This is a genomic window from Pseudomonas sediminis (genome assembly GCF_002741105.1).
Taxonomy (GTDB): Bacteria; Pseudomonadota; Gammaproteobacteria; order Pseudomonadales; family Pseudomonadaceae; genus Aquipseudomonas; species Aquipseudomonas sediminis.
On the sequence record NZ_NIQU01000008.1, the window covers coordinates 192746 to 209049 of the forward strand.

18 protein-coding genes are annotated in these 16304 nt (G+C 64.8%); 9 read left to right on the forward strand and 9 right to left on the reverse strand.

Annotation, left to right across the window (positions count from 1 at the left end):
* Nucleotides 1-96 precede the first annotated feature (96 nt).
* Nucleotides 97-708 carry a TetR/AcrR family transcriptional regulator gene (locus CDO35_RS18955; RefSeq protein WP_099526204.1) on the reverse strand — a complete coding sequence of 204 codons (612 nt, stop codon included), beginning with the start codon at nt 706-708 and terminating at the stop codon, nt 97-99.
* A 106-nt stretch (nt 709-814) separates the two neighbouring features.
* Here CDO35_RS18955 and CDO35_RS18960 point away from each other — a divergent pair, with 106 nt between their 5' ends.
* Together CDO35_RS18960 and CDO35_RS18965 are read left to right on the forward strand one after the other, a co-directional pair.
* Entirely contained in the window at nt 815-1771 is a 957-nt protein-coding gene (locus CDO35_RS18960) for an SDR family oxidoreductase (protein ID WP_099526205.1), read from the forward strand.
* A 47-nt stretch (nt 1772-1818) separates the two neighbouring features.
* A complete protein-coding gene (locus tag CDO35_RS18965) occupies nt 1819-2913 on the forward strand; it encodes an alpha/beta hydrolase family protein (protein WP_208019973.1) in 1095 nt (364 codons plus the stop codon).
* 76 nt (nt 2914-2989) lie between these two features.
* Here CDO35_RS18965 and CDO35_RS18970 read toward each other — a convergent pair whose 3' ends face one another.
* From CDO35_RS18970 to CDO35_RS18985, 4 genes are read right to left on the reverse strand one after another with little or no spacing between them, the layout of a single operon-like run.
* Nucleotides 2990-3583 (reverse strand): HAD family hydrolase, encoded by a 594-nt coding sequence (locus tag CDO35_RS18970; RefSeq protein WP_099526206.1) that lies wholly within the window; start codon nt 3581-3583, stop codon nt 2990-2992.
* Complete coding sequence (gene tesB, locus CDO35_RS18975; protein ID WP_099526207.1) at nt 3580-4449, reverse strand: acyl-CoA thioesterase II; 870 nt, start codon at nt 4447-4449, stop codon at nt 3580-3582. Before tesB ends, CDO35_RS18970 begins: the two co-directional genes overlap by 4 nt.
* Nucleotides 4446-6053 carry a SagB/ThcOx family dehydrogenase gene (locus tag CDO35_RS18980; protein WP_099526208.1) on the reverse strand — a complete coding sequence of 536 codons (1608 nt, stop codon included), beginning with the start codon at nt 6051-6053 and terminating at the stop codon, nt 4446-4448. Before CDO35_RS18980 ends, tesB begins: the two co-directional genes overlap by 4 nt.
* Nucleotides 6050-6610, reverse strand: coding sequence for a GNAT family N-acetyltransferase (locus CDO35_RS18985; RefSeq protein WP_099526209.1), 561 nt, complete (start codon nt 6608-6610; stop codon nt 6050-6052). The genes CDO35_RS18980 and CDO35_RS18985 overlap by 4 nt, the downstream gene beginning before the upstream one ends.
* Before the next feature lie 57 nt (nt 6611-6667).
* Between CDO35_RS18985 and CDO35_RS18990 the strand changes: the two genes are divergently transcribed.
* A complete protein-coding gene (locus CDO35_RS18990) occupies nt 6668-7588 on the forward strand; it encodes a histone deacetylase family protein (RefSeq protein WP_099526210.1) in 921 nt (306 codons plus the stop codon).
* Nucleotides 7589-7614: 26 nt separating this feature from the next.
* Here the strand turns inward: CDO35_RS18990 and CDO35_RS18995 are convergent, their stop codons facing one another.
* Nucleotides 7615-8748 (reverse strand): aminotransferase class V-fold PLP-dependent enzyme, encoded by a 1134-nt coding sequence (locus CDO35_RS18995; RefSeq protein ID WP_099526211.1) that lies wholly within the window; start codon nt 8746-8748, stop codon nt 7615-7617.
* 113 nt (nt 8749-8861) lie between these two features.
* On the opposite strand from CDO35_RS18995, the gene CDO35_RS19000 reads away from it, so the two are divergent.
* The 3 genes from CDO35_RS19000 (at nt 8862) to CDO35_RS19010 (ending at nt 11767) form a co-directional block, all read left to right on the forward strand.
* Nucleotides 8862-10100 (forward strand): TIGR03862 family flavoprotein, encoded by a 1239-nt coding sequence (locus CDO35_RS19000; RefSeq protein WP_099526212.1) that lies wholly within the window; start codon nt 8862-8864, stop codon nt 10098-10100.
* Nucleotides 10101-10335: 235 nt separating this feature from the next.
* Entirely contained in the window at nt 10336-11337 is a 1002-nt protein-coding gene (locus CDO35_RS19005) for a response regulator (RefSeq protein ID WP_099526213.1), read from the forward strand.
* A gap of 4 nt (nt 11338-11341) precedes the next feature.
* Complete coding sequence (locus CDO35_RS19010) at nt 11342-11767, forward strand: PAS domain-containing protein (RefSeq protein ID WP_099526214.1); 426 nt, start codon at nt 11342-11344, stop codon at nt 11765-11767.
* 69 nt (nt 11768-11836) lie between these two features.
* Here the strand turns inward: CDO35_RS19010 and rhlE1 are convergent, their stop codons facing one another.
* The 3 genes from rhlE1 to CDO35_RS19025 form a co-directional block, all read right to left on the reverse strand.
* Nucleotides 11837-13180, reverse strand: a complete 1344-nt coding sequence (gene rhlE1 / locus CDO35_RS19015; RefSeq protein ID WP_099526215.1) for an RNA helicase RhlE1 — start codon at nt 13178-13180, stop codon at nt 11837-11839.
* A 240-nt stretch (nt 13181-13420) separates the two neighbouring features.
* Nucleotides 13421-14023, reverse strand: a complete 603-nt coding sequence (locus tag CDO35_RS19020) for a 3'-5' exonuclease (RefSeq protein WP_099526216.1) — start codon at nt 14021-14023, stop codon at nt 13421-13423.
* Nucleotides 14024-14031: 8 nt separating this feature from the next.
* Nucleotides 14032-14511, reverse strand: coding sequence for a LabA-like NYN domain-containing protein (locus tag CDO35_RS19025; RefSeq protein ID WP_099526217.1), 480 nt, complete (start codon nt 14509-14511; stop codon nt 14032-14034).
* 101 nt (nt 14512-14612) lie between these two features.
* Here CDO35_RS19025 and CDO35_RS19030 point away from each other — a divergent pair, with 101 nt between their 5' ends.
* The 3 genes from CDO35_RS19030 (at nt 14613) to CDO35_RS19040 (ending at nt 16298) form a co-directional block, all read left to right on the forward strand.
* Nucleotides 14613-15098, forward strand: a complete 486-nt coding sequence (locus tag CDO35_RS19030; RefSeq protein ID WP_099526256.1) for a YbaK/EbsC family protein — start codon at nt 14613-14615, stop codon at nt 15096-15098.
* A 63-nt stretch (nt 15099-15161) separates the two neighbouring features.
* Nucleotides 15162-15830, forward strand: coding sequence for a hypothetical protein (locus CDO35_RS19035; RefSeq protein WP_099526218.1), 669 nt, complete (start codon nt 15162-15164; stop codon nt 15828-15830).
* A gap of 33 nt (nt 15831-15863) precedes the next feature.
* Entirely contained in the window at nt 15864-16298 is a 435-nt protein-coding gene (locus tag CDO35_RS19040; RefSeq protein ID WP_099526219.1) for a VOC family protein, read from the forward strand.
* The last annotated feature ends 6 nt before the right edge of the window (nt 16299-16304 follow it).

A 16304-nucleotide genomic window follows, 5' to 3' on the forward strand; every position in this document is an offset into this window, starting at 1 on the left:
TAAGCGATACGCACACAAACTTGCCAGTCCGGTATCAAGCGTATCTCCCCACAAGAACCTCTTTTATTCGGCCCGGCGTGCGCATTGCCAATGCGATCAGAGCTCGGACTTGAGCGTCTCGAACGCTTCCTTGAGGTAACTGGCCACGGGTTTGGGCTGGCCCGACTGCTCCTGCCAGGTCTGGATCGCCAGGCGCATGGCTCCCAGTGACGCCATGGCCACCACACGCAGCATCATGCGCCGCTCGGGTTGACGCCAGACCTCGCAGAGCGTGGCAAACAGCTGTTTTTCCTGCTCGGCGTAATACGCCTGCTTGCGCGCCAGCAGCGACTCGCTGGAGCGCATCAAGCGGTCGATGGCTGCCATCTGCTCGGTGGTGTAGCGGGAAATATGACTCACCAATACATCGCGCACGGCGTCCAACGGCGCGATATCCGGCGACACCTGCAGCAGCTCGCTGTGGATGCCAGCCCAGCCGGCCTCCTGCCAGGACAGGATGACGTCATCCTTCGACTTGAAATAGGAAAAGAAGGTACGCCGCGAGATACCCGCCTCGGCAGCAATCGCATCGAGCGTGGTGCTTTCGTAACCATTTGTGAGAAACAACTGCAGCCCGACTTCGGCGATACGCTGCCGAGTGGCCCGGCGCTTGCGCTCTCGCAGGCCTTCGGCAGGTGTATTGCCCTCGGGAGGGAGAGATTCGGACATTCCAATAGCCTATTGCGATAACTGCACTCAGTGCACTAATGTTTGCACTCAGTGCAATTATTCATGCGTTCAGATTAGCGCTCCATTCTGAGGCAAGGCAACGATCATGGCCAACTGGACAGTTTCCGACATTCCTTCACTACAGGGTCGCACCGCCGTTATCACCGGCACCGGCGGGCTCGGCTTCGAAGACGCAAAAGCCCTGGCAGAGGCGGGAGCGCGAGTGATACTCGCCGGCCGCAATCCATCGCGCGGAGCGGCAGCCGCCGAACAGATACGCCAAGCCACTCCAGGCGCTGACGTCTGCTTCGAACAGCTGGACCTGGCCAGCCTCGACTCCATCGAGGCTTTCGCCAAACGCCTTGGCGAGTCCGACGGCCACATCGACCTGCTGATCAACAACGCTGGGGTGATGACGCCGCCACAGCGCCAGGAGACGGCCGATGGTTTCGAACTGCAGTTCGGCACCAACCACCTCGGCCATTTCGCCCTGACCTCACGACTACTGCCGCTGCTGCGCAAGGGCGATGAGCCGCGCGTCATCAGCCTCTCGAGCATTGCCGCCAGGCAAGGCGCGATTGACCTGAACGACCTGCAGTCCACCCGTAACTACAAGCCGATGGTCGCTTACAGCCAATCCAAGCTGGCCTGCCTGATGTTCGCCCTGGAGCTGCAGCGCCGTAGCAATGCAGCGGGTTGGGGCATCCGCAGCATCGCCGCGCACCCAGGGATTTCCCGCACCGAACTTCTACCCAATGGTGCTGGCAAGTGGAGCGCGGCCGGCAGTGCGCGCCGCCTGCTCTGGTTCATGTTCCAACCAGCGGCTCAGGGTGCGCTGCCGACGCTGTTCGCCGCGACCGCAGCGCACGCTCAGGGCGGCGCCTATTACGGCCCGAACAGAATGAGCGAAACCCGCGGTTATCCCACACTCGCCAGAACGCCTCTGCAAGCGACGGATCTGGGCATGGCCAGACGTTTATGGAACGAATCCGAGCGCCTGGTCGGCCTGAGCTATCCCGCCGCTCCCTTGCGGGCCAACAAGCCCTATCAGCTCTTTCCATAGCCGCCATTTCGATCATTCGCCCGCCGCAGCCAGGAATCCGTATCACGATGAACTCGACTCTGAACTACCCCGTCAGCAACGACGGCCCTGTCGCCTCCACAGCCACTGAACTCGCCGCCCAGTCTCAGCGTAAAGGCTGGAAAGTGGTAGCCACTGCCTTGCTGGCCATGCTGGCCGTTTCGAATACGGCCACGGCCAGCGCAACCGAAGAAGATGAGCCGGCCTACGAGATCACCGATTTCGACTGGGTCGATCAGTCCCGCTCGCGCGCCGTTCCAGTGCGCCTTTACTGGCCGGCAAACGTACAGCCAGGTGCCAGCGTACCGCTGGTGGTGTTCTCCCATGGCATCGGCGGCTCGCGCAAAGGCTATAGCTACCTTGGCAAGCACTGGTCGAGCCATGGCGTCGCCAGCCTGCACGTACAGCACGTCGGCAGTGATTCCACGCTGTGGCGAGGCAACCCGTTCGGCGTGGTGGAGCGCCTGCATGGTGCCGCTCAGGAAAGCGAGGCGATGGCCCGTGCCAGCGACGTGCACTTCGCTCTGGACCAGATGCTTTCAACTGCAACAGGGCAAATGGGTGCCGCGGTCGATCAACAGCGCATCGTCGTGGCTGGGCACTCCTACGGTGCCAATACCGCCTTGCTCTCAGTAGGCGCGCAGGTGGTCAGGGAAGGCCAGATCATCAATTACCGCGACCCTCGCTTCGCCGCCGCAGTGATCATTTCGGCCCCGCCGTTCTATGGCGAAAACAACCTGACAGCGGTGCTCGGCCAGGTCTCGGTACCGACCCTGCATGTGACCGCAACCGATGACGTGATCCAGATTCCAGGCTATCGCTCAGGAGCGGATGATCGCCTGGCGATCTACGACGCGGTAGCCAACCCGACCAAGCTGCTGGCGGTATTTCGCGATGGTTCTCACAGCATCTTCACTGATCGCTCGTTCACTGGCGGCCCCTCGCTCAATGCCAAGACCAAGGCAGCCACGGCCGACCTGAGCCTGGCTTTTCTCGACCTGGTATTCCGCGGCGATGGTGCTGCGCTGACGCAGTGGCAAACCGACTGGCAGCCTATCCTTGCCCAGGCGCGTGGCATCGGCAGCACTGCGCTGGCATCCCCGCAGCACGCCGTCACTAACTGATATTGAGCGAGCCATCGCGCGGGACGACCTTATCCAACGCGTCGCCCAGGTGTTTCAGGTGCCGAAACGGGGGCGATCAGCGCAACGCGGCCAGCAACTGCGCGCAATCCTGCGCATGCAGCTCGGTCAGCTCCGGCCAGGGGTTGTCCGGCAGGTTGACCAGAACGCCGCGCGCGCCTGCGGCCTGGGCGCACTCCAGGTCGAAGCGGTAGTCGCCGACCATCACCAGCTCTTGCGGCTTGACCGTCCAACGTTCGGCCAGATGCAGCAGCCCGCCCGGATGCGGTTTGGGCGGTGCCTCGTCGCGACCGAGGATATCGGCCGTGGCGAAGCAGTCATCCAGGCCGATGGCCTGCAATGTCAGTAACGCCAGCGAGTGAGCGTTACGGGTGAGTATGCCGAGCTGGCAGCCACGCTCGCTCAGCGCGCGCACCAGGTCGATGGCACCCGGTGCCGGGCGCGAAGCCACTGCCAGTTCGCGCTCGTGCTCCAGCAGCCAGGCATGCTTGGCCGCCGCCTCGTCTGCCGGCAGCGCCGCCAGGTGATGGAGAATGTCATCCTCCTGGGGAATGCCCAGCGCTCGCTTGATCGCCGGGAAATCATGCACTGCCAGGGTCAGGGTGCCGTCCATGTCGAACACCCAGTGACGTGCTTCGCGCAGTACCTTCACTTCCAATCCTCACGCACACGAGTCAGGCCTTCCTGGGCTGCCGAGGCCACCAGCTCGCCCTGGCGGTTGTAGATGCTGGCGCGGGAGAAACCACGGGCATTGCCAGCCCAGGGGCTGTCCATGGCGTACAGCAGCCAATCGTCCATGCGCAGGTTGCGGTGGAACCACAGCGAGTGGTCAAGGCTCGCCACCTGCATGAATTTCTGGAACACCGACACGCCGTGGGGCTGCATCGAGGTGGTCAGCAGATTGAAGTCACTGGCGTAAGCCAGCAGGTACTTGTGCAGTTGCGGGTCGTCCGGCAGCTCGCCGGCCGCGCGGAACCACACGTACTTGACCGGTTCGCAGGGCTGCGGGGCAAAGGGGTTGATCAGGGTGACCGGGCGGATCTCGATCGGCTTGTCGCTGGTCAACCGCTCACGCATGCGCTCGGGAATCATCGGCGCAACCATGCGCGCCAGCTCGGTTTCCGACTTCAGGTCCTCGGGGCCGGGGACGTCCGGCATCTGGTTCTGATGGTGAAAACCTTCCTCGTCGTACTGGAAGGACGCACTGCAGAAGAAGATTGGCTGGCCCTTCTGCACCGCCACCACGCGGCGGGTGCTGAAACTGCCGCCATCGCGGGTGCGCTCGACCTGATAGACCACCGGCAGGCTGGCATCGCCCGGGCGCAGGAAGTAGCCGTGCATGGAGTGCACATGGCGCGCCTCCTCGACCGTCTGGCTGGCGGCGGAAATGCATTGGCCGAGCACCTGGCCGCCGAACAGCTGGCGAAAACCGAGATCCTGGCTGCGGCCACGGAACAGGTTTTCCTCGATCTGCTCCAGGCTCAGCAGCGCGACCAGATCGTCGAGTACCTGGGTCATGGAGTCTCTCCTTGTGCAGGGGTTGGTAATCGCGGTTGGGAATAGGCCGGCAGGGACGTCAGGCGTTCATCCCAGACGGCGCGGCCAAGAGTGAAATGGTAAAGACTTTGCCAGCCGCTGTCGGCATCGCCGAGCAATTCCCGCAAAGCGTCGTCGAAATAACAACCGATGCCAGTGCCGGAAAGCCCCGCCGCCTCGGCCTCCAGGTACAGCAACTGACCGATCTGGCCACATTCCCAGTAGAGCCTGGGATAACGCCAATTGCCATTGGCAACGGCGCGCTCCACTCGCGCCAGCATGGCCAAGGCCACGCAGCCGTCGGCAGCGATGTCCTGGCCGCAACTGAGAAAGCCCGCCAGACCACGGGCATCGCCTTCGAGCAGACGATATAGCGGCAGGTCATCATCCACCCGCTGCCACAGATAACCCTCGCGCAGTGGCTGAACACCGCTGCCGCTGCGATCCAGCCAGTACAAACCGGGCTCCAAGCCCTGCACACGATGGACGAACAGCAGCAGGTCGATCTCGCTCGGCTCACCGGTCACGGCGAACGGCACTGGCGATTGCGCCGGCATCAGGCGGCGCAGCCAGGCCAGCAACAGTGCAGCCTGAATACCGCTGCGGCCATCCATACTCTGCGCGCTGCGTCGGCGATGCAGGATCGGCCTGAGCGGCAAACCAGGGTTGTCATTGTGAACGCCAGCAGCATCTACGCTCCACTCGGCGCGGCGCCGCGCTGGCGCACGGCATAGCCCATGCACACGCTGCAGTTCGGGCCAGTGGCGATAGTCACGTGACAAGCGATTGGGCGCACCGCTCCGATCAAGCTGCGTCAGTGCCGTCAGTAGAGTCTCGGGCAGCGCGAACTCCATCGCCTGCGCCGGACCGATCCACAGCAGACAGTCGCCGTGTTCGGCCTCATGAAAGCGCTCATCATCCAGCCCAAACAGACCGTCCAGACGTGCTTCAGCCACACCTTGCAGCATGCGCACCTGCCAGCCCTGTACACCGGCGGCGATGGCCAGCGCCGCCAGGGCGTGCCCCAGGTCGTGCTGGCAATAGCGGTAGGCGCGTTCGCCGTACTTCCAGGCTTCGCGCCAGGCGATGCTGCTCAGGCCGAGGAGAAAACCACCGGGTGGCAGGCAGTCGGCAAGCTGCCGGCCGAGCGGTGGCGGCAGCTCGCTACGCACCTCCAGAGCATGGACATCCGGCGCGTAATGGGCCAACACCCCGTCATCCTCGACAGCGCCAGGCGGCAGCAACAGGTAGGCCTCGGTCGGGTGCAGATTGCCGGACGACGGATTGACCCGCAGCGCCCAGCGACTGCCGCCAGCCTCCTTCCAGGCGGAAATGGCCAGGCTGTCGTACAGCAGTTGCGAGATGCTGGCGTGACTCAGTGGCGCGGGCGATGTCTGCGGCCCGGCGAAAGCCGTGTTGTACGCCGGCCCCTCTTCCAGCGGGCGGTGGCACAGCTCGATCAACCGGGCACCCTCGTAACGGCGAAACGGTGCCGGCTGAGTCGCCCAATCCAGCTGCCCCGGCCCCGGCGCGAAACGCTCGGGGGCGTGTTTGCTGAGCTGGTGATAGGCGAGCACGTCGGTCATCGCTGCGCCTCCCACTGCTCACGACGGATGCGGTAAAGCACATGCCGCTGCAAGGGATGCCCCTCCGGCAGGCGCGGGTGGAGGAAGTCGGCGCTTTCGTCACGCTGCATACCGATGCTGCGCATCACCGCCTGCGACGGCAGGTTGGCCGGTACGGTGAAGCTCAATACCTCATCCAACCCAAGCTGCTCGAAGGCCACGGCCAGTGAAGCGCGCGCTGCCTCGCTGGCATAGCCCTGACGCCAGTGCGCCCGTGCCAGACGCCAGCCGATTTCCACAGCTGGCACGAACGGCGCATCGAAGCCGACGTGAGCCAGGCCCGTGACACCGATCACCTCGCCCGTATCGCGCCGCTCCAGCGCCCAGAAGCCAAAGCCGTGCTGATCGAAATGCGCACGTATGCGCGCCAGCAGTTGTGCGCTCTGCTCGGCGTCCATAGGCGCGGGAAAATGACGCATCACCTCGGCGTCGGCATTGAGTGCGATCAGCGCCGGCAGGTCACTGTCGCGCCAGGCACGCAGCAAGAGGCGCTCGGTGCAGGTTTCGATCATGGGCATGGCGATTGTCTCGATTGGCTGCGACCATAATGCGTCGATTCGATGAGCGCCCATTGTATGCCGCTACCGTTGGTCTACCACGAGGATTACAGCCCGCCCTTCCCGGCCGGGCATCGTTTCCCCATGGAGAAATTCCGCCTGCTGCGCGATCACCTGGTCGATAGCGGCCTGACCACGGATGCTGAGCTGCAGCGTCCCGAGCTGTGCCCGGCAGAGATTCTCGCCCTGGTCCATTGCCCGGACTATATCGCCCGCTACATGGCTGGCGAGCTGTCCTACGAGGACCAGCGCCGCCTCGGCCTGCCCTGGAGCGATGCTCTGGCCCGACGCACCGTACGCGCCGTCGGTGGCTCGCTGCTGACCGCCGAACTGGCCCTGCGTCATGGCCTGGCCTGCCATCTGGCTGGCGGCACGCACCATGCGCACTACGATTTTCCGTCTGGTTTCTGCATCTTCAACGACTTGGCAGTGATCGCCCGTTACCTGCTCGAAGCCGGCCGCGTGCACCGGGTACTGATCTTCGATTGCGACGTGCACCAGGGCGACGGAACCGCACGGCTGCTGGAGAACGAGCCGGACGCGGTTACCGTGTCGCTGCATTGCGAACAGAACTTCCCGGCGCGCAAGGCGCAGAGCGACTGGGACATCCCCCTGCCTCGCGGCATGGGCGATGAGGATTACCTGAAGGTGGTGGACGACATCCTCAACTACCTGCTGCCAATCTACCAACCGGACCTGGTGCTCTACGACGCCGGCGTCGACGTGCACAAGGACGATGCCCTGGGCTACCTGCAACTCACCGACGCCGGCCTTGCCGCGCGTGACGAAGCCGTGCTGCAGCATTGTCTGGGCCGCGACATCCCGGTACTGGGTGTGATCGGCGGCGGCTACTCCAAGGACCACACCGCCCTCGCCCGCCGCCACGGCATCCTGCATCACAGCGCGGCGAAGGTGTGGGCGGCACGTGGGTTGGGCTAGACGCCCTCCCTACATGCCCCTGACGATCAGCCGGCCTGCACCTTGTCCAACGCCTGCTCCAGCGTGGCTACGGTGCGGTCGATGTTGCCCAGCTTGTCCAGGCCGAACAGGCCCAGGCGGAAGGTCTGGAAGTCCGCCGGTTCGTCGCATTGCAGCGGTACGCCAGCGGCGATCTGCAGGCCGATGGCGGCGAACTTGGCGCCGGTCTTGATCTGCGCATCGTCGGTGTAGCAGACCACCACCCCCGGCGCCTCGAAGCCCTTGGCCGCGACGCTCTTGAAGCCGCGCGCCGCCAGCAGAGCTCGCACCCGGTCACCGAGCTCCTGCTGTTGCTGGCGCACCTTGTCGAAACCAAGGGTCTTGGCCTCCAACATGGCGTCGCGGAAGCGCGCCAGGGCATCACTGGGCATGGTGGCGTGGTAGGCATGGCCGCCCTGCTCGTAGGCCTGCATGATCTGCAGCCACTTCTTCAGGTCGCAGGCGAAGCTGCTGCTCTGAGTGGCTTCGACGCGCGCCTGGGCCGCTTCGCTCAGCATCACCAGAGCACAGCACGGCGAGGCGCTCCAGCCTTTCTGCGGCGCACTGATCAGCACGTCGATGCCGCAGGCCTGCATGTCCACCCAGAGGGTGCCGGAGGCGATGCAGTCGAGCACGAGCAGGCCGCCGACGGCGTGCACCGCATCGCTCACCGCACGCAGGTAATCGTCCGGCAGGATCATGCCTGAGGAGGTTTCCACGTGTGGGGCGAACACCACCTGCGGTTTCTCGGCAGCGATGGTGGCCAGCACTTCGTCCAGCGGCGCCGGGGCGAAGGCGGCCTGCGGGCCTTCAGCGACCGGGCGTGCCTTGAGTACCTGCGCCGTGGCGGGAATGCGGCCCATATCGAAGATCTGCGTCCAGCGGTAGCTGAACCAGCCGTTGCGGATCACCAGGCACTTCTGGTCGGTCGCCAACTGCCGCGCCACCGCTTCCATGCCATAGGTGCCGCTACCTGGTACCACCACCACGGCATGGGCGTTGTAGACCTGTTTGAGAGTGGCGGAGATATCGCGCATCACACCCTGGAACGACTGCGACATATGGTTCAGCGAGCGGTCGGTGTAGACCACCGAATATTCGATCAGGCCATCGGGATCGATGTCGGGGCAGATTTGGGACATAACGGGCTCCAGCCAAAAAGGTTCGACCAGAACCTGCCCGAACCCCGGGCAAATGACAAGGCCGCACGGCACTCGGGTAGAATACGCAGCCTTTCTCGGACCGTCCTGCCACCATGACCACAGCCTCCAAGCCCAACGCCCATCACGTTGCCATTATCGGCGGCGGCCCTGCCGGGCTGATGGCTGCCGAAGTGCTGGCGCAAGGCGGCGTGCGCGTGGAGTTGTTCGATGCCATGCCCTCGGTGGGGCGCAAGTTCCTGCTGGCGGGCGTCGGCGGCATGAACATCACCCACTCCGAGCCCAAGGAGGCCTTTATCGGCCGCTACGGCGAGCGCCAGGCCGAGGTCGCGACGCTGCTGCACGAGTTCGATGCCGATGCCCTGCGTGCCTGGATTCATGACCTGGGCATCGACACCTTCGTCGGCACCTCCGGCCGCGTGTTCCCCAGTGACATGAAGGCCGCGCCACTGCTGCGCGCCTGGCTGCGCCGCCTGCGCGAGCTGGGCGTGGCGATCCACACCCGCAGCCGCTGGCTGGGCTGGAACGAGGACGGCAGCCTGCGTATCGCCGGCCCGGACGGCGAGCACGCCCTGGCCGCCGATGCCTGTCTACTGGCGCTGGGGGGTGGCAGTTGGGCGCGACTGGGCTCCGACGGCGCCTGGGTGCCGCTGTTGCAAGCGCGCGGTATCGAAGTGGCGGCGTTGAAACCGAGCAACTGCGGTTTCGAGGTCGCCGGCTGGAGCGACTACCTGCGCGAGAAATTCGCCGGCGCGCCACTGAAGAACGTCGCCCTCAGCCTGGCGGATCAGCCCGCGCGTATCGGCGAGTTCGTGCTAACGGCGGGCGGCATCGAAGGCAGCCTGGTGTACGCCTTTTCCGCCGACATCCGTCGCGCCATCGAGGCCGACGGCCAGGCCGTGATCAGCCTCGACCTGCTGCCACAGATGCCACTGGCCAAGCTGCAACAGGCGCTGGCCAAGCCGCGCGGCAAACACTCAATGGCCAAGCACCTGCATCGCCAGGCCGGGCTCGACGGCGTGAAGGCCGGGCTGCTGCGTGAACTGGCACCTGCTGCTGCCTTTGCCGAACCGACCGATCTGGCGCCCTGGATCAAGGCGCTGCCGATCACCCTGTTGCGCACCCGGCCGCTGGACGAGGCGATCAGCAGCGCCGGCGGCGTGCCCTTCGCTGCGCTTGATGACGGTCTGATGCTCAAGGCGCTACCCGGCGTATTCTGCGCCGGGGAAATGCTCGACTGGGAAGCGCCCACCGGCGGCTACCTGCTCACCGCCTGCTTCGCCAGTGGCCGGGTCGCGGCGCAGGGCGTACTCGACTGGTTGCATGCCGTGTAGTTGTTTGTAGGGTGGGCCGGGCGGCGCTCCGCTTCAGCCCACCAAGGTTGGTCGCTGTTGGTGGGCTGAAGCCCACCCTACGGACTGGCTAAAGCCGTAGTGCGGGTGCAACCCGTCATCTCCGGTTGGCGGGTTGCACCCGCCCTACGCCTGAAAAATCTGAAACCGCTGTGACGCCGCTTTGCATGCGGCTATGCTCAGTCTCAGCGCCTCTCGACACAGGTAATCTCCCGCCGTGATCCCTCTGCTGGTCTGCGACGACTCCAATATGGCGCGCAAGCAATTGATCCGCGCGCTGCCGGCTGAATGGCCGGTCACCCTCAGCCAGGCCACCAACGGCGAGGAAGCACTGGCATTGATCCGCCAGGGACAGGGTCAGGTCATGCTGCTCGACCTGACCATGCCGGTGCTCGACGGCTACCAGACCCTGGCCGCTTTGCGCGCCGAAGGGCTCAGCAGCCAGGTCATCGTGGTCTCCGGCGACGTGCAGGAAGAAGCCGTGCGCCGTGTGCGTGAACTTGGCGCCCTGGCCTTCATCAAGAAACCCGCCGACCCCGAGATTCTGCGCCAGACGCTGATCGAGTTGGGCCTGTTCAACCCGCAGGGCACGCCAGCGGCGCAGGCCCAGGCGGTGGCATTGTCGGACCTGAAAGTCAGCTTCCGCGATGCCCTGCGCGAAGTCAGCAACGTTGCCATGGGCCGCGCCGCCGCACTGCTGGCCAAGGTGCTGGGTGTATTCGTGCAGTTGCCGGTGCCGCAGGTGAACATCTTCGAAGTCAGCGAACTGCACATGACCCTGCTCGACGCTCAACGCGGCGAGCGCTTCAGCGCAATCTGCCAGGGTTTCATCGGCGAGGCCATCGCCGGCGAGGCCCTGCTGCTGTTCCACGATTCGGAAGTGGAGGACATGGCGCGCTTGCTCGGCTGGCAGCCGAAGAACGAAGCGCAAACCTCGGAGATGCTCCTGGATCTGGCCAGCATCCTGATCGGCGCCTGCCTCGCCGGTATCGCCGAGCAGCTCGACCTGCGTTTCTCCCAGGGCCACCCGCAACTGCTCGGCCAGCACGCCAGCCTCGACCAGATAATCCAGGTCAACCGTCAACGTTGGCGCAAGACCCTGGCCGTTGAGATCAGCTACAGCCTGGAGGGCCACGCCATCCATTTCGACCTGCTGCTGTTGTTCACCGAAGACTCGATCAAGCGCCTGACCGCCAAGATCGGCTACCTGATGGAGTGAGACGATGCCCGCGCAGATCGATATCAAGGAAGTCCACTGGCTGCTCGACATCGTGCAATGCATCGACGTTGGCGTGGTGGTGCTCGACCGCCAGTACCGCGTCGAGGTGTGGAACGCCTTTATGGAAAACCACTCCGGGCTTGGCCCGGATCAGGTACAGGGCCGCTCGCTGTTCGAGCTGTTCCCCGACATCGACCGCCCCTGGCTGGAGCGCAAGGTGGAAAGCGTGGTGCAACTGGGCACCCGCGCTTTCAGCCTATGGCAACAGCGCCCCTATCTGATGCGTTTCAAGAGCTACCAGCCGATCACCGGCCAGGCCGATTTCATGTACCAGAACGTCACACTGCTGCCGCTGGCGGGCCAGCCGGTGGAGCATGTATGCCTGGTGATCTATGACATGACCGCCGCCGCCGTGGCCGCACAGCCTTGATCCGCTAAGCCGTAGGGTGCGCCGTGCGCACCAGCAAACCTCTTCTGAGTTCGGTGCGCATGGCGCACCCTACTTTTTTCCGCCCTTGGGCTTGCTGCCGAAGCTCGGCACCTTGCGCACCGCCTTGGCTTTGGGCTTGGCGTCGTCTTCCTCAAACCAGCGGCCGAGGTGGATATTGCCCTTGCCCGCCGGTTTGGCGGCGCCGGGGATGAGCTTCTGCTTTGGCTTCTTCGGTTTTTTCAGGACCTGACCACCCACCGCCGTCTGCGGTACGCGGTGATCGGGGATGAAGTCCGGCTCGTCGACACGCTTGAGCAACTGCTGGGTCAGGTTCTCGATCGCCGCCAGTTGATCCACCTCGTCGGCGCAGACCAGGGAGATCGCCTCGCCCGTGCTACCGGCGCGGCCGGTTCGGCCGATGCGGTGCACGTAGTCCTCGGCATTGATCGGCAGATCGAGGTTGACCACCAACGGCAGGTCGTCGATATCCAGGCCACGCGCGGCCACATCGGTGGCCACCAGAATCTGCACCTCGCCCGCCTTGAAGCGCTCCAGTGCGCGCAGGCGGCTCGGCTGCGGCTTGTCGCCGTGAATCGAGTCGGCAGCCACGCCCATGGCCAGCAGCTCCTGCTCCAACTGGTCGACACCCTTGCGGGTCTTGGCGAACACCAGCACCTGGCCCCAGCGCTTGGCCTGCAACAGATGCAGGAACAGCTCGCTCTTGCGCTTCTTGTCCACCGGGATCAGCCACTGCTTGACGGTCTTGGCGGCGGCGTTGCGCGGGCTCACTTCCACCGATAGCGGGTCACGCAGCAACTCGCCAGCCATCTGCCGAATGGCATCGGAGAAAGTGGCGGAGAACAGCAAGGTCTGACGCTTTTTCGGCAGCGCGCTGAACAGCTCATCCAGCTCGCGGGCAAAACCCAGGTCGAGCATGCGGTCGGCTTCATCCAGCACCAGAGTCTGCAGCTGGGAGAACTTCACGGCGTTCTGTCGATACAGGTCGAGCAGCCGACCTGGCGTGGCCACTAGCACGTCGACACCCTTGCGCAGCTTCATCATCTGCGGGTTGATGCTGACCCCGCCGTACACCGCATAGCTGCTCAACGGCAGGTGCTGGCCGTAGGTCAGGAAGCTCTGCAGCACCTGCTCGGCCAGCTCGCGAGTCGGCGTCAGCACCAGCGCACGCACGCTATTGCTGGCGACCTGCGGGCCTTCCAGGGTCAGGCGCTGCAGCACCGGCAGGGCAAAACCGGCGGTCTTGCCAGTGCCGGTCTGTGCTGCCGCCATCAGGTCGCGACCCTTGAGCACAGCGGGAATGGCCTGGCTCTGCACCGGGGTCGGCGTCTGGTAGTCGAGGTCAGCAAGGGTGCGCAGCAGCGGCTCGATCAAACCGAGGGAAGCGAAGGTCATGGAGGGTAACCGCAGGAAGTAGAAGAACTGGCGCGTAGTTTACCCGTTCACACCCACCGTAGGAGCGGCTGGGCGGCATTCCGTTTCAGCCGCGAAATTGCCTGGCAAGCTGCCAAACCGTGGGAGGGGCTTTAGCCGCGATAGCGATGCTCATTGCTGAAGATTTGCCCACACAATTCCACAGCACTTCGCGGCTGAAGCGAAATGCCGCCAAGCCGCTCCTACAGACACGAGGCAAACTCAGCTGGCAGTGGCCAGCAACGCCCGCACCTTGGCGGCGGAGAGGTTCTGCAACTGGCAGAGAAAGGCATGATCGGCCTGGTGCCGGCCATGGCGCTCACGCAGCAGGCCGAACAGGTGCAACGTCAGGTTCGCGGCCATCTCGGCATCGGCCAGCGCGCGGTGGGCACGACCGGTGTCAGGCAAGCCGGCCCAGGCGTTGAGGTTGCCAAGTTTGTGGCTGGGCGCCTCCGGCAGCAGGCGCCGCGACAGTAGCAGCGAGCAGGCGAAAGGCTGCAAGCGACGACGACGCACTCGAGCCAATTCGGCATCCCAGAACTTCTGGTCGAAGGAGGCGTTGTGCGCCAGCAGCGGCCGCTCGCCGATGAAGTCGGCCACCTCGTTCATCACCTGATCGGACGGCGGTGCCTTACGCAGCATGGCGTTGCTGATGCCGGTGAGCTGCTCGATGAACGGCGGCACCCAGGCGCCACTGTTCATCAGGCTCTGGTAGCGGTCGACGATGCGCCCGTCCTCGATGATCGCCACGCCGATTTCGGTGGCGCGCGCCTGGCTCGGCGATACGCCAGTGGTTTCGAAGTCGATGACGGCGATGGATTCCACGTAGAACCTCAGTTATTGCGTAGTAACAGTTCGCCCTCGATGGGCACATAAAGGCTGGCAGCGCGGATCAGCGACTGCGCCGTCAGCCCCGGCGCGCCGAAGGCGATGGCCTCGACGCCACGGCTGCGCACGCGTTCGAGCAGCAAGTCGAAGTCGCCGTCGCCAGAGGCCAGCACGATCTCGTCGACGCGCTCGATGGCGTCGAGCACGTCGATGGTGATGCCCACGTCCCAGTCACCCTTGGCCGAGCCATCGGCACGCTGGATATAAGGCTTGAGCTTCACGGTGAAGCCCAGCTTGCGCAGGATCTGCTGAAACTGCTGCTGTTTGGCGTCACCCCGGTCGATGGCGTAAGCGTAGGCCTCGACGATCACCCCACGGCGGCTGACCTCGGCCCACAGAACGCTGTAGTCGAAATGGCAGCCATGCACCTGGCGCACCGTGTAGTAGAGGTTCTGCACATCGGCGAATACGGCGATCTTCTTCACCTGGAGTCCTCGGGGGCGACGAAGGCGCCAGTATGCCAGAGCTGGGCGGCAGGCGCGCCCAGGGCTGGCCCGGGCGCCGCGCAGCCCCTATCCTTGGCGCCATGACACCTCTCCAACAGCTGTGCCAGCGTAACCTCGACCTGCTCCAGAGCCTGGGAATCAGCCACCGCCTGGTCGAGCATGAGCCAGTGCTGGATTACCCCACCGCCCATGCCGTGCGCCAGCGTTTCGCCCTGCGCGGTGTGGAGAGCAAGAGCCTGTTCCTGCGCAGCGGTGCACAGCGCTACGCCATGCTGATTACCCTTGGAGGCGCCCGCGCCGACTGGGCCAGACTCAAGACGCTGCTCGGCAGTCGCCCGCGCATCGCCAGCGACGAGGAACTGATCGAGCAAACCGGCTGCGTTCCGATGTGCGCCTGCCCGTTCGGTCATGACGCCAGCATCACCCTGCTGATCGACCGCGCGGTGCTGACCTGCGACTTTCTGCTGTATTCGCCCGGCCCGCCCGAACTGACCCTGGAAGTGCCCGGCGGCGAACTGCCGCGTCTGCTCAAGGCGCAGCCCAACGCGCAGCTGGAGTACCCTTGAACCCATTCGACTGCCCCGGCGAACGGCCACAGCGCCCACGCCCCCACACTTGGTGACCTGCCGATGAAGCCTCTGTCCGTCCTGCGCGACGCCTGGTTTTTCTCCAGCCACAATCTTGCGGCCATTGCCCGCCTGACCCTGCCACTGTTGCTGCTCGAAGCCATCGCCCAGACGCTGCTCGCCGCCCAGCTCGGCGAAGGCGCCAACCCGGCCTATGGCATCTTGCTCGGCATTCTCTTCTACCCGCTGTATGCCGCGCCGCTGATTCTCTTCCTGCATGCACGCAGCATCGGTCAGACGCCCGGCAATGCGCAGCTGTTCGCGGCTGGCCTGCAGTTGTGGCCGACCTTCGCCCTGATGGCGGGGCTGAGCACCCTGGCAATCATGCTCGGGCTGTCGCTGTTCATCGTGCCGGGCATCTGGATCATGATGCGCCTGGCCTTCTCCGAACTGATCCTGGCGCTGCGCCAGGAGCCACCGCTACGCGCACTGCAGGCCAGCTTCACGATGACCGAGGGGCGCTTCTGGCCGGTATTCGCCTGCCTGGCCAACGTGCTGGTACCGCTGTGGCTGCTCGACTGGTGGACGCAGCCAAGCCAGAGCGACACCCTGCTGTGGGTGCTGCATCAGGCCGGCAACGGCTTCCTGCAACTGTTCGCCATCGTCGTGCTGTTCCGCCTGTTCATGCTGCTCGAACCGCAGCCAGCGGCGCACAGCGAGAACAGTGACTAGGCTTGCAGCCTTGGCCAGCGTAAGGAGATCGCCATGAGCGAAACGAACCCGAGCATCCTGTCCCACGTATCCATCGGCACCAATGACTTCGAGGCTGCCAGCGCCTTCTACGCCAAGGTGCTGGCCACCCTGGGTTGCCGGGAGATCATGCGCCACCCCGGTGCGGTGGCCTTCGGCCGCGAGTACCCGGAGTTCTGGGTGCAGACACCAATCAACGGCCAACCCGCAACACTAGGCAATGGCAGCCACTTCGGCTTCGTCGCTCCAGACAAGGCCTCGGTGCATGCGTTTCACGAGGCGGCGTTGGCAGCCGGAGGCAAGGACGAAGGCCAGCCAGGGCCGCGCCCGGATTATGGCGAGCCCTACTACGGGTGTTTCGTCAGGGATCTCGACGGCCACAAGATCGAGGCTGCCTACTGGGACGTGGCGCTGATGCTCGCCGGCGAGGCGCAGCACGACCACGGCTGAGGCACC

Coding starts and splice junctions, on each gene's coding strand:
- CDO35_RS18990 (WP_099526210.1), top strand. CDS start 6,668: ATGCCGCTACCGTTGGTCTACCACGAGGATTACAGCCCGCCCTTCCCG.
- CDO35_RS19010 (WP_099526214.1), top strand. CDS start 11,342: ATGCCCGCGCAGATCGATATCAAGGAAGTCCACTGGCTGCTCGACATC.
- CDO35_RS19040 (WP_099526219.1), top strand. CDS start 15,864: ATGAGCGAAACGAACCCGAGCATCCTGTCCCACGTATCCATCGGCACC.
- CDO35_RS19000 (WP_099526212.1), top strand. CDS start 8,862: ATGACCACAGCCTCCAAGCCCAACGCCCATCACGTTGCCATTATCGGC.
- CDO35_RS19035 (WP_099526218.1), top strand. CDS start 15,162: ATGAAGCCTCTGTCCGTCCTGCGCGACGCCTGGTTTTTCTCCAGCCAC.
- CDO35_RS18980 (WP_099526208.1), bottom strand. CDS start 6,053: ATGACCGACGTGCTCGCCTATCACCAGCTCAGCAAACACGCCCCCGAG.
- CDO35_RS18960 (WP_099526205.1), top strand. CDS start 815: ATGGCCAACTGGACAGTTTCCGACATTCCTTCACTACAGGGTCGCACC.
- tesB (WP_099526207.1), bottom strand. CDS start 4,449: ATGACCCAGGTACTCGACGATCTGGTCGCGCTGCTGAGCCTGGAGCAG.
- rhlE1 (WP_099526215.1), bottom strand. CDS start 13,180: ATGACCTTCGCTTCCCTCGGTTTGATCGAGCCGCTGCTGCGCACCCTT.
- CDO35_RS18965 (WP_208019973.1), top strand. CDS start 1,819: ATGAACTCGACTCTGAACTACCCCGTCAGCAACGACGGCCCTGTCGCC.
- CDO35_RS18995 (WP_099526211.1), bottom strand. CDS start 8,748: ATGTCCCAAATCTGCCCCGACATCGATCCCGATGGCCTGATCGAATAT.
- CDO35_RS18985 (WP_099526209.1), bottom strand. CDS start 6,610: ATGCCCATGATCGAAACCTGCACCGAGCGCCTCTTGCTGCGTGCCTGG.
- CDO35_RS18955 (WP_099526204.1), bottom strand. CDS start 708: ATGTCCGAATCTCTCCCTCCCGAGGGCAATACACCTGCCGAAGGCCTG.
- CDO35_RS19030 (WP_099526256.1), top strand. CDS start 14,613: ATGACACCTCTCCAACAGCTGTGCCAGCGTAACCTCGACCTGCTCCAG.